Below are 11,747 nucleotides of genomic sequence, written 5' to 3'. Positions count from 1 at the left end.
CCACCAGCACCGACCACGCCGGCACCGGCACCGGCACCGGCATCACCAGCCTCGCAGACGACATCCGGCATCTCCTCGGGCAGCACCCGACCACGGGCTCGGCCGCGAATTCCGCGTCCCCATCGACTCCCAGGAGCAGCCAACCGCACGGCCCACGCACACCCTCACTCCCAGCGGAACCGACGTTCTGACCAGCTCCGGATCAGGATCCGGCCAGGAGGACCCGTGCTCGGCCAATCCGACCGGGAGGCCGCTCCGCCAGGAGGACCGGCACCGGCACCAACGGGCTCATCCGACAAACGGACCACCTGCAGGAAGGGTGAACAGCCCGGCCGACGCGCCCCGTGCTCGCCCCCGTGCCTGTGCCCGTGAACCTCAGATCAGCCCCCGAAGGCCGCCACGTTCCGGCGCGCCCAGTCCCCGAACGTGCGCGCCGGCCGCCCGAGCACCTTCTCGATGTCGAGGCTGACCCGCTGCTCCTGCGGCGTCGGCTCACCCAGGATCCCGAGCGTGCCGTCGACGACCGGCTCCGGCATGTACGCGAGCATGTCGGCACGCGCCTCGTCCCGGGTCTGCTCGACGAAGGCGATCGGCACACCGAGCGCCCGCGCGAGCACCTCGGTCCGCTCGCGCGGCGAGACGGCCGCGGGACCCGTCAGCACATAGGCGCGGCCCGCATGCCCGTCATCGGCCAGGGCGGCGGCCGCGACCTCGGCGATGTCCAGCGGGTTGACGGCGGGCAGCGCGACGTCGCCGAACGGCGCGTGGACGGCGCGCTCCGACCGGACCGTCGGGACCCAGGCGAGCGCGTTGCTGGCGAAGTCGGCGGGCCGCAGCAGCGTCCACTCCAGGCCCGAACCCTGCACCCGCTTCTCCAGCTCGGCGAGCGGACCGTGCGAGGCCGACCCGGCACGGGTGACGGCACCCAGCGAGGACAGCAGGACGAGCCGCCGCACGCCGGCCTCGGCGGCGATGCCGATGATCCGCTCGGTGTCCAGGTGCCCGCCCGAGCCCGGCACCAGCAGGAACAGGGCGTCCGCGCCGTCGACGGCGGCGCGCAGGCCCTCCGGTTCGGCCAGGTCGGCGCTCACCCCGCGAACCAACGGGCTGTCGAACGGGGCGGAACCCGCGCGGGAGACGGCGGTGACGTCATGGCCCCGGCGGACGAGCTCGGCGACCAGCGGACGGCCGATGTTCCCGGTGGCTCCGGTAACGACGATCATGAGTGCTCCTTGTCGGTAGGACGCGGCCCTGAACCAGGGCCGGACGGCCTTCGAGGCCGCCGTGCCACCGACGTTACGAGCGTCAGTACAGTAGGTTCCCTCAGGAAAGTATTGGAGCCTGCCATGCCGAACGCGACGCCCGCCACAAGGTCCGGTACCAGCACCTGGTGCCCGCAGCCCGACGACGACCCGGCCACCGCGTGCCCCATCTCGCCGGTCGTCGACCTGGTGTTCAGCCGGTGGACCACGCCCATCCTGTGGGTGCTGCAGGCGCACGGGACCCAGCGCTTCGTCGAGCTGGAGCGGCGCATCGGAGTGACGCCGAAGGTGCTGACCCAGCGCCTGCGCCAGCTCGAACGGGACGGCCTGGTGCAGCGCAGGATCTACGCGGAGGTGCCACCGCGGGTGGAGTACGAGATCACGGAGCTGGGCAGCAGCCTGCAGGCCGTCTTCGCCGCACTGGGCGAGTGGGGCGACGCGCACATGGCCGACGTCGAGCGCTCCCGCGCCGACTACACGGGCCCGCTCCCCCGCTGAGACCACAGGCCCCCGGCGGGACGCCGGGGGCCTGTGGCAAGGGATCAGGCCTGCACGAAGCGGAGGAGCACCTCGTTGACCTCGGCCGCGTGCGTCCAGAGCAGGCCGTGCGGCGCGCCCTCGATCTCGACGTACTCCGCCTCCGGGAACGCGTCGTGGAACCGGCGGCCGGTGGCGTCGATCGGCAGGATGTTGTCCTTGGTCCCGTGCAGGATCAGGGACGGCTTGCCTGCGGCGCGGACGGCGGCGACGTCGGCCCGGAAGTCCTCGATCCAGGTCGGGACCACCGCGTACGCCGCGACCGGGGCGCTGCCCGTGGCAGTGTTCCAGCTGGCCGTGACGACCTCCTGGCTGATCCGCGAGCCGAGGTTCTCGTCCAGGTTGTAGAAGTCCTTGTAGAAGTTGGTGAACCAGGCGAAGCGGTCCGAGCGAGCCGCCTCCGCGATGCCGTCGAAGACGGACTGCGGCACGCCGTCCGGGTTGTCGTCGGCCGCCACGAGGAACGGCTCGAGCGAGGCGAGGAACGCGAGCTTGGCGACGCGCTCGTGGCCGTGGTTCTTGACGTAGCGGGCCAGCTCGCCGGTACCCATCGAGAAGCCGACCAGGATGACGTCGCGCAGGTCGAGGGTGGTCAGCACGGCGTCCAGGTCGGCGGCGAACGTGTCGTAGTCGTACCCGGTGCCGACCTTGGTCGACTTTCCGAAGCCTCGGCGGTCGTAGGTGATGACGCGGTAGCCGGCGGCGATCAGCTCACGCGACTGACGCTCCCAGCTGTTGCCGTCCAGCGGGTACCCGTGGATGAGCACGACGGGCTGACCCGAGCCGTGGTCCTCGTAGTACAGCTCCGTGGTTGTGCTGTTCTCGGTGCCGACCGTGATGAAACCCATGATCCGTCTCCTTCTCGACCCAGCGGAGAACGTTCGTTCTCCGCCCACATCCGTTACAGTAGAGAACGAACGTTCTCCGCGCAACTCGTGCGGGACACAAGACGGGGTGAGATCGCATGATCGACGAGAAGACGGCACGCGAGGACGTCGTCCGGGCCGCGGACGAGCTGTTCTACGCGCGCGGCGTCCAGGCCGTGGGCATGGACGCGGTGCGGACGGCGGCGGGCGTGTCCCTCAAGCGGATCTACTCGCTCTTCGCCTCGAAGGACGAGCTGATCGTCGCCGTGCTGCGCCACCGCACGCAGGTCTGGGACAGCGGGCTCGCCACGGCGTCCGAGCCGGCGACGACGGCCCGCGAGCGCATCCTGGCGATCTTCGACTTCCTCGACGCGTGGTTCCGCGAGCCGGACTTCCGCGGCTGCGCGTTCATCAACACCCACGGCGAGCTGGGCGCGTCGTCGACCGCCGTCGCGGACGCCGTCCGCGAGCAGAAGCGCACCTTCGGCGAGTACGTCGCCCGCCTCGTGGCCGACGCCGGGGCGCCGGCCGCCCTGGCCCCGCAGCTCGCCATCCTGGCCGAGGGCGCGCAGACCACCGCCGCCATCGCGGGGACCCCGGAGGCCGCGCACCACGCGCGGGCGGCCGCCGAGACCCTGCTCGACGCCGCGACCGGCCCCCGCCGGTGAAAGGATGACACCATGACGATCGACGAGTCCGACGGCAGCGCGCGGGAGGCCACGCCCCACGCCGCGCAGACCGCCCCCCACGACGCCGACTTCGCGTTCCGCTGGGCCTACGGCAACCCGGAGGCGCCGTTCACGATCGTGGAGTTCGGCGACTTCGAGTGCCCGTACTGCGGCGCGGCCAAGCCCGTGCTGCACGAGCTCATCAAGAACTCGGACGGCCAGGTGCGCCTGGTCTGGCGCCACTTCCCGCTGTTCGAGCCGCACCCGTACGCGCTGACGGCGGCCCTGGCGGCCGAGGCCGCCGGCCACCAGGGCGCGTTCTGGCCGATGGCCGGCCTGCTCTTCAAGAACCAGGACAGCCTGGACGACGCGTCGATCGTCCGGTACGGCGACCAGCTCGGGCTGGACACCAGCACCCTGGTGGGCGATCCCGCCCAGAAGTTCTCCGACGCCGTCCGCACGGACTACCAGGACGGGATCGACGCCGGCGTGCACGGCACGCCCACGCTGTTCATCAACGACGAGCCCTACCTGGGCGACGTCACCGTGACCGACCTGCGCGACACGATGGGGCTGTCGCGCAAGCGCACCTCGCGGTGGGGCCGGTAGGCCCTACCGCTTCAGGAGTCCACGCAGGAGGGCGACCACCTCGGCCGGCGACTGCTCGGCCATGAAGTGTCCGGCGTCCAGGGTGCGGTGGTCGAGGTCGGCGGCCCAGGCGGACCACAGCCCCGCCGCGTCGTAGCCGAGCGCGCTGCCCCAGTCCTGCTGCACCACCGTGACCGGCATGGTCAGGCGGCGGCCGGCCGCCTGGTCGGCCCGGTCGTGCTCGACGTCGATGCCCGCCGACGCCCGGTAGTCCGCCACGATCGACGGGACGGCCTCGCGCGAGGCCCGCAGGTACTCGGCCCGGACGTCGGCCGGGATCGCCTCGGCGCTCGTGCCCCAGGCGTCGAGGAAGAACCCGAAGAACTCGTCGGCGGAGGCCTCGATCATGCGCTCGGGCAGGCCCGGGGGCTGCGCCATCAGGTAGAGGTGGAAGGCGACGGCCGCGTCGGCGCCGTGCAGCACGCCCCACATGTCGAGGGTGGGCAGCACGTCCAGGATCGCCAGGTGCGTCACGCGGTCCGGGTGGTCCAGGCCGGCGCGGATGGCGACCAGGGCGCCGCGGTCGTGGCCCGCGAGCGCGAAGGTCTCGTGCCCGAGCGCCCGGGCCAGCCCCACCACGTCCTGCGCCATGGTCCGCTTGGAGTAGGTGTCGCGGTCGTGCTCGGCCGGCTTGTCGCTGGCCCCGTAACCACGCAGGTCGGGGACGATCACGGTGTGCTCGCGCGCGAGGTCCGCCGCGACGTGCCGCCACATGAGGTGCGTCTGCGGAAACCCGTGCAGCAGCACCACCGGGCTGCCGGCGCCGCCGACCGCTACGTTGAGGTGGACGTCGCCCACGGCGACGCGCTGGTACTCGAACTCAGGGATTGTCGTTGTCATGGCCCCAATCTCCGCCACGTGGATGAGCAGCCGATGAGTGACCGATCAGGTGGGCCCGCCGCGGCGCAGGCGCCGGTCCGGGTGGGCGTGCTCGGCCCGGTCACGGCCTGGGCCGACGACGCCGAGGCGGCGCTCGGCGGCCCGCGTCAGCGGGCGGTGCTCGCGCGCCTGGTGGCAGCCCGGGGCCGGGTGGTAACCGCCGGCCGGCTGGTCGAGGACCTCTGGGACGAGCCGCCGCAGGGCGCGCTCGTGGCGCTGCGCACCTTCGTCGCGGCCCTGCGCCGGGCGATCGAGCCCGGGCGCGCGGCCCGTACCCCGGCGCGGGTGCTCGTCACCGACGGCCCGGGGTACGCGCTGCGCCAGGTCGACGTGGACGCCTGGGCGTTCGAGGCGGCGGTCTCGGGCGCGCGGGACCAGGCGCCCGCCGCGGCCCGCGCCGCGCTGGACCGGGCGCTGGGCACCTGGCGCGGCGCGGCGTACGCGGGCCTGGAGCAGCCCTGGGCCGTGGCCGAGCGGGGCCGCCTCGCCGAGCTCCGGCTGGTCGCGGTCGAGCGCGTCGCCGAGGCGCGCACCAACCTCGGCGAGGCCGCCGACGTCGTGCCCGACCTGGACGCGCACGTGATCGAGCACCCCTGGCGCGAGGAGGGCTGGCGGCTGCTCGCGCTGGCGCTGTACCGGTCGGGCCGGCAGGCCGACGCGCTGGAGGTGCTCCGCCGGGCCCGCGCCATGCTGGCCGGCGAGCTCGGCGTGGACCCGGGGCCGCGGCTCGCGGAGCTGGAGGCGCAGGTGCTGCGGCACGACCCGGGCGCAGGTGGCACGCCGGGCGCCGACGACGTCTGGCGGGACACGACGTCCGCGTACGAGCGCGTGGTGGCCGCCGGGGCCCGCGCCCGGCTGGAGTCGACGACGACGCTGCTGCGCACGCTCGCGATGACCGGCGGCGATGGCCTGACCGCCGCCCGCACGCAGCGCGTGGCCGCCGTCGGCGCCGCGGAGCAGCTCGGCGACCCGGACCTCACGGCGCGCGTGATCGGCGCGTTCGACGTGCCGGGTGCCTGGACCCGGTCCGACGACGCCGGCCTGGCCGCCCAGGTGGTCGCCGCCGCCGAGCGGACGCTCGCCGCGCTGCCCGACGACACGCCCGACGCCGTCCGGGCCAAGCTCCTGGCGACGGTGGCCGTCGAGTCACGGGGCCTGGCCGGGCCCCGCGGCCCGCAGGCGGCGCACCAGGCCGAGGCGCTCGCCCGACGGTCCGGCGACCCGGCGGTCCTCGCGTTCGCACTGGCCGGGCGGTACCTGACCCGGTTCGAGCACACGGGCCTGGCCCTGGAGCGCGACGCGACCGGCGCCGAGCTGGTGTCGCTCGCCGCCCGGCACGGGCTGGCGACGTTCGAGATCCTGGGGCACCTGGTGCGGGTGCAGGCCCTGTCCGCCCTCGGACGGTGGTCCGACGCGCAGCGGCACGCGGACGACGCCGGTGCGCTGGGGTTGCGGCACGAGCGCCCGCTGGTGGGCGTGTTCACCGCGTGGTTCGGGGCGCTGCGGGCGGCGGCCTCGGGCGCGCCGGACGGGAAGGATCCGGCGGCCCGTGCCGGCGCCGAGCGCGGATACCGTGCGGCCGCCGCGACGCTCGACGGCGCGGGAATGCCGGGGCTCACCGAGGGCCTGCTGCCGCTGGCGATCCTCGCGCTGCGGGTCTGGCACGAGCTCCCGGCGGACGGCGGCCCGGCGTCCCCCAGGGAGGCCGGGGCCTTACCGACCCTGGACGACACCGACTGGGGCCCCTACGAGCCCTGGGCCCGCCCGCACCTGCTGCTGGCCCGCGGTGCCCACGGCGACGCGGCGGCGATCGCGGCGGCCGCCCAGGCCGTGCGCCGGATCCCGGACCCGCCGCCGGGCCTCCTGGCCGAGGTCCTCTGGGTCCTGGCCGGACGCGCCGCCGTCGCGGTGGGCGACCGCCGGATGGCCGAGCGCGCCCGCGTGGCCCTGGCCCCGGCCGCCGGGGAGATCGCGGCGGGCAGCGGCGTCCTGACGGCAGGCCCGGTCCAGGACCACCTGGACGCGCTGACCGCCTTCCTCGCCGGCTGACCCGCGGACGAACCTACCGATCATCAGCCCCACGAGGTGCCCGTGGCGCACCTGGCCGGAGCCACCACCGCCGGCCGCACCGCGTCGTCGCCGGAGTATCGTGAGACGTGGACGAGTCCGGGACGCCTCGGCCTGGGACTGGTCCTGAACCTTCTTGAGAGGTAGGCGTCATGAAGACGTCGATCGCCGGCCCGCCAGCTGACAGCTCCTTGCGCGGACCCCGCGGAGCGTTCCGATGAGCACCTCGGCCTGGATCCTGATCCTGATCCTTGCTCTCGTCCTGATCGGCCTCGCGATGGCCGTCAAGATCGTCAAGCAGTACGAGAAGGGTGTGCTCTTCCGGTTCGGCCGGCTCAAGGGCACCCGCGAGCCGGGCCTTCGAGTCATCATCCCGGTGGTCGACGTGCTGCACCGGATCTCCTTGCGGATCGTCACGATGCCGATCCAGTCCCAGGGCATCATCACCAAGGACAACGTCAGCGTCGACGTGGCCGCCGTCGCCTACTTCCGGGTGGTCGACGCCGTGAGGTCCGTGATCGAGATCGAGAACGTCACCGCGGCCATCAACCAGATCGCCCAGACCACACTGCGGAACGTCGTCGGGCAGCACGCGCTGGACGAGATCCTGGCGGAGACCGACCGGATCAACGACGCCATCCGTCTGATCCTTGATCGCACGACCACCGAGTGGGGCCTCCAGATCACGTTGGTCGAGCTCAGGGACATCCAGCTGCCCGAGACCATGAAACGCGCCATGGCGCGTCAGGCCGAGGCCGAGCGGGAGAAGCGCGCGAAGATCATCAACGCCGAGGGCGAGCAGCTCGCCGCTTCGAGGCTGGGCGACGCCTCCGACATCATGATGGTGCATCCGCTGGCCTTGCAGCTGCGCAACCTGCAGACGTTGGTCGAGCTCGGCGTCGACAGGAACACCACGGTCGTGTTCCCTGCGCCGCTGATGAGCACCATCGGCGAGCTCGGCACCTTCCTGGCCCGCGAAGAGGCGGCCGCGGCGGAGAGAGCACCGGCCGGCGGCGGCGACGCCACCCCGGCACAAGGGCCGGGGCACCACCCGAGGCCGACGGTGCCCTGACGGCTCACGCCGGCGGGCGCCACGCCCCCTCGGGCAGCGGCGGCGGGCCGGAGGCCTCGTGGGGCGAGCAGAGCGGCAGCCGGTCGCCGAAGTACCGCAGGATCACGGCGCCGATCACGCCCGACAGGATCGACCCCACGAGGATGCCCACCTTGGCCTCGTTGATCAGGGCCTCGTCGTCGAAGGCGAGCTCGCTGACGAACAGCGCGATGGTGAAGCCGATACCGCACAGGAACGCGCCCCCGGCGAGATGCCCGTACCGCACCCGGCCCGGGAGCGTGCCCAGCCCCGTCACGAGCGCGATCATCGCGCCGAGGAACACACCTATCCCCTTGCCGAGCACCAGTCCGACCAGCACGCCGAGCGTGACGGGACTGGACATCGCCGCGTCGATGGACTCGCCGGAGAGCATGACGCCGGCGTTGGCCAGGCCGAACACCGGTACCACGACGTACGAGCTCAGCGGGTGCAGCGCGTCGAGCAGGCGGTCGCTGGTCGGCACGGCGGACTGCGCGGCGCGGACGGCGAGCCGTGACCGGGCGGGGTCCAGCTCCTCCATGAGCGCGCGACCGTAGAAGCCGAAGTGGAGGCGCGCCTCGTCGTCGTTGCCGTGCCGCGCCGTGGGCACGGCGAGGCCCACGACCACACCCGCGAGCGTGGGGTGCAGCCCCGACTCCAGGACGACCACCCACAGGACGGCGCCCACGATCAGGTACGGCGCGATCTGCCAGATGCCGATCCAGCGCATCGCGAACAGGACGACGGCCAGGACCGCCGCGAGCACGAGCGCGCCCATCATGAGCGCGTCGGAGTAGAAGATGCCGAGCAGGGCGATCGCGCCGATGTCGTCGAAGATCGCCAGGGTGAGCAGGAAGATGCGGAGCTGGTCCGGGCAGCGTGGCCCCACCAGCGCCAGCACGCCGATGACGAACGCCGTGTCCGTGGACATCGGCAGACCCCAGCCGGCGGCGTCCGGCCCGGACGGGTTGATGAGCAGGTAGATGCCGATCGGCACGGCCAGCCCGCCGATGGCCCCGAACAGCGGCACCGACGCGGCGCGGAAGCTGCGCAGCTCGCCCACCGTCAGCTCGCGGTTGACCTCGACGCCGACCACGAGGAAGAACACGGCCATGAGGAAGTCGTTGACCCAGTGGTGCAGCGAGAGGTGCAGCTCCCACGTGCCGACCGTGAGGTTGATCGGCGTGTCCCACACGGCCTCGTACGAGCCGCCCGCCACGTTCGCCCACACCAGCGCGACGGCCGACGCCGCGAGCAGCAGCGTCGCGCCCCCGCCCTCGGTCGCGAAGTAGCTGCGCAGTCCCGGCGAGAGGCGGGGATACGGGATGACGACCCTGGGCCTCGGCCCTGGTCGGGTGGGTACTCCCGTAGGGATCCGGTCTGCCACGGGTCAAGGATAGAAGACGCCGACGGCGTCAGCCGATCCGCCGCGTCGCCGCCAGCGTCCCCAGCAACGCCAGTCCCTCCGCCGACGGCGACCCCGCGGGCGCGTGGTACACCACCAGCTCCTGCCCCGGCGCGCCCCGCACCTCGAACACGTGCACCCGCAGCTCCAACGGCCCCACCTCGGGGTGCCGGAACCGCTTGGAGTCCAGTCGCTTGCCCCGCGCGTCGTTCCGCTCCCACAGTTCCACGAAGTCCGGGCTCTTCACGCGCAGCTCGTCCACCACGGCCCGGATCCGGGGATCGCCGGGCATGAGCCCGTCCGCGAGCCGGAGGCCCGCCACCGCGTTCTCCGCGACCAGGTGCCAGTCCGGGTAGAGGGTGCGCGCGCCGGGGTCGAGGAACACGGTGCGCGTCAGGTTCCGCGAGAACGGGAAGCCGCCGAAGAGCGCCTCGCCCAGCGGGTTCGCGGTCAGCACGTCGAAGGCCCGCCCGAACACGAGCGCCGGGCTCGCGGTCCAGGAGAGCATCAGCTCCAGCAGCGCGGGGTCCACCTCCTCGACCGGCGCGGGCGGCGTCGGCCGAGGGCTGAGCCCGGCGAGACGGTACAGGTGCTGCCGGCCGTCGTCGTCCAGGCGCAGCACCTCCCCGAGCGAGTCGAGCACCTGCGGCGACGGGCTCACCTCGCGGCCCTGCTCCAGCCGAACGTAGTAGTCCACGCTCACGCCGGTGAGCATGGCCACCTCCTCGCGGCGCAGGCCGACGACGCGGCGGCGGCCGTAGACGGGCAGCCCCAGCGCCTCCGGGGTCAGCCGGTCGCGCCGGCCGCGCAGGTAGTCGCCGAGCGGGGAGGAGGTCATGCCCCGACGGTACGACTGCCGCCGTCGTCCATCCAGGGTGCGCTGCACCCAGGAGGACGGCGTCCTTCCGGGCCGCTGGACGGCGAACGAGCCTGGAGCCATGACAACAGAGAACACAGCACCCAAGGTCGTCCTCGTCACCGGCGCCAGCAGCGGCATCGGCGAGGCCACGGCCGTCCGCCTCGCGGCCGAGGGCCACGACGTCGTCCTCGCCGCCCGGCGCACGGAACGCCTCGACGCCGTCGCGGAGAGGATCCGGGCCGACGGCGGCCGGGCCGCCACCCTGAGCCTCGACGTGACCGACGCCGACGCCGTCCGAACCGCGGTCGACGCCGTGGTCCGGGACCACGGCCGGATCGACGTCATCGTGAACAACGCCGGGATCATGCCGCTGTCCCGGCTCGATGCCCTCCTGGTCCACGAGTGGGACCAGATGATCGACGTCAACGTCCGCGGCCTGCTGCACGGCATCGCCGCGGTGCTGCCCCACTTCCGCCGGCAGGGCGGCGGGCACGTCGTGACGGTCGCCTCGATCGGCGCGCACGAGGTGTACCCGACGTCGGCGGTGTACTCGGCCACGAAGTTCGCGGCCTGGGCCATCACCGAGGGGCTGCGCATGGAGTCCGACCCGAGCATCCGGGTCTCCACCATCACGCCGGGGACGGTCGAGAGCGAGCTCGCCGAGCACATCTCCGACCCGGACGCGCAGACCTACATGAAGTCGTTCCGCCGCAACCTGATCCCGGCGGACGCGATCGCCCGCGCGATCTCGTTCGCCCTGGACCAGCCCGCCGACGTCGACGTGAACGAGATCATCGTGCGCCCGGCGGCCCAGCGCTGACCGCGTGCCGTCACGGCGTGCCGAGCAGCGGCTCCAGCGTCGTGTCGAGCGTGGTCTCCAGGTAGGACAGGCGCCCCGTGGCCCGCAGCATCACCACACCGCCCTGGACGGCGGTGAGGATGCTGCGGGCCGTGTCGCGCACGGGCAGGTCGGACCGGGCCGTCCCGTGGACGATCAGCGCCTGGACGCCGGCGATCAGCGCGCCCTCCCACCGGTCGTAGAGGTCGCTGACGACCTGGCGGGCCTCGGGCGACGAGCTGCCGAGCTCGGAGGTGAGCACCCCGAGGGGACACCGTTCGCCGAGCTCGGCGTAGTGCCGCAGCACGGCCCGGCGCCAGGCCCGCCAGCTCTCCGGCGTCGACAGGTCGTCGACGTACGGGCGCTGTGCCTCCATGACCTGCTCCGCCTCGTAGGCCGACACCGCCACGAGCAGGCCCGCCCGGCCGTCCGGGAAGTAGTGGAAGAGCTGGCTCTTGCTCGTGGCTGTCGCCCGCAGCACCTGGTCCAGGTTGGTCTCCGCCGCGCCCTGCTCGCGCATCAGCAGGGCGGCGCCCGACACCAGCCGCAGCCTGGTCGCGGCGCCCCGCGCCGTCATCCGCATGCTCATCTCCTCAGGCTAGCCACGACGGCGCGGGACTGGACGCCA

General features: G+C 73.3%; 12 protein-coding genes. 6 read left to right on the top strand and 6 right to left on the bottom strand.

The features are described 5' to 3' along the window. Window positions 1–380: 380 nt before the first annotated feature. A complete protein-coding gene (locus QRN56_RS11870) occupies window positions 381–1,223 on the bottom strand; it encodes an NAD(P)H-binding protein (RefSeq protein ID WP_285103448.1) in 843 nt (280 codons plus the stop codon). A gap of 123 nt (window positions 1,224–1,346) precedes the next feature. On the opposite strand from QRN56_RS11870, the gene QRN56_RS11865 reads away from it, so the two are divergent. Next, on the top strand, window positions 1,347–1,760 hold the full coding sequence (locus tag QRN56_RS11865; protein ID WP_285103446.1) for a winged helix-turn-helix transcriptional regulator: 414 nt from the start codon (window positions 1,347–1,349) through the stop codon (window positions 1,758–1,760). A 44-nt stretch (window positions 1,761–1,804) separates the two neighbouring features. Here the strand turns inward: QRN56_RS11865 and QRN56_RS11860 are convergent, their stop codons facing one another. Beyond that, a complete protein-coding gene (locus tag QRN56_RS11860) occupies window positions 1,805–2,647 on the bottom strand; it encodes an alpha/beta fold hydrolase (protein WP_285103445.1) in 843 nt (280 codons plus the stop codon). Between the two features lie 116 nt (window positions 2,648–2,763). Here QRN56_RS11860 and QRN56_RS11855 point away from each other — a divergent pair, with 116 nt between their 5' ends. Continuing rightward, complete coding sequence (locus QRN56_RS11855) at window positions 2,764–3,333, top strand: TetR/AcrR family transcriptional regulator (protein WP_285103443.1); 570 nt, start codon at window positions 2,764–2,766, stop codon at window positions 3,331–3,333. Window positions 3,334–3,345: 12 nt separating this feature from the next. Continuing rightward, on the top strand, window positions 3,346–3,942 hold the full coding sequence (locus QRN56_RS11850; RefSeq protein WP_285103442.1) for a DsbA family protein: 597 nt from the start codon (window positions 3,346–3,348) through the stop codon (window positions 3,940–3,942). 3 nt (window positions 3,943–3,945) lie between these two features. Here QRN56_RS11850 and QRN56_RS11845 read toward each other — a convergent pair whose 3' ends face one another. Then, window positions 3,946–4,821: an alpha/beta fold hydrolase gene (locus QRN56_RS11845; protein ID WP_285103440.1), complete on the bottom strand. Its 876-nt coding sequence runs from the start codon at window positions 4,819–4,821 to the stop codon at window positions 3,946–3,948. A gap of 33 nt (window positions 4,822–4,854) precedes the next feature. On the opposite strand from QRN56_RS11845, the gene QRN56_RS11840 reads away from it, so the two are divergent. Continuing rightward, on the top strand, window positions 4,855–6,909 hold the full coding sequence (locus QRN56_RS11840) for an AfsR/SARP family transcriptional regulator (RefSeq protein WP_285103438.1): 2,055 nt from the start codon (window positions 4,855–4,857) through the stop codon (window positions 6,907–6,909). Between the two features lie 235 nt (window positions 6,910–7,144). Then, window positions 7,145–7,999, top strand: a complete 855-nt coding sequence (locus QRN56_RS11835; RefSeq protein WP_285103436.1) for a slipin family protein — start codon at window positions 7,145–7,147, stop codon at window positions 7,997–7,999. Between the two features lie 4 nt (window positions 8,000–8,003). Here QRN56_RS11835 and nhaA read toward each other — a convergent pair whose 3' ends face one another. Together nhaA and QRN56_RS11825 are read right to left on the bottom strand one after the other, a co-directional pair. Beyond that, window positions 8,004–9,404 carry a Na+/H+ antiporter NhaA gene (nhaA, locus tag QRN56_RS11830; RefSeq protein ID WP_285103434.1) on the bottom strand — a complete coding sequence of 467 codons (1,401 nt, stop codon included), beginning with the start codon at window positions 9,402–9,404 and terminating at the stop codon, window positions 8,004–8,006. Between the two features lie 28 nt (window positions 9,405–9,432). Then, a complete protein-coding gene (locus QRN56_RS11825) occupies window positions 9,433–10,260 on the bottom strand; it encodes a helix-turn-helix transcriptional regulator (protein WP_285103432.1) in 828 nt (275 codons plus the stop codon). 100 nt (window positions 10,261–10,360) lie between these two features. On the opposite strand from QRN56_RS11825, the gene QRN56_RS11820 reads away from it, so the two are divergent. Continuing rightward, window positions 10,361–11,101 carry an SDR family oxidoreductase gene (locus QRN56_RS11820; protein ID WP_285103430.1) on the top strand — a complete coding sequence of 247 codons (741 nt, stop codon included), beginning with the start codon at window positions 10,361–10,363 and terminating at the stop codon, window positions 11,099–11,101. 10 nt (window positions 11,102–11,111) lie between these two features. Here the strand turns inward: QRN56_RS11820 and QRN56_RS11815 are convergent, their stop codons facing one another. Next, on the bottom strand, window positions 11,112–11,708 hold the full coding sequence (locus QRN56_RS11815; protein ID WP_285103428.1) for a TetR/AcrR family transcriptional regulator: 597 nt from the start codon (window positions 11,706–11,708) through the stop codon (window positions 11,112–11,114). Window positions 11,709–11,747 lie beyond the last annotated feature (39 nt).

Source organism: Promicromonospora sp. MEB111 (assembly GCF_030209445.1).
GTDB lineage: Bacteria > Actinomycetota > Actinomycetes > Actinomycetales > Cellulomonadaceae > Promicromonospora.
This window is presented reverse-complemented; position numbering and strand designations above follow the sequence as displayed.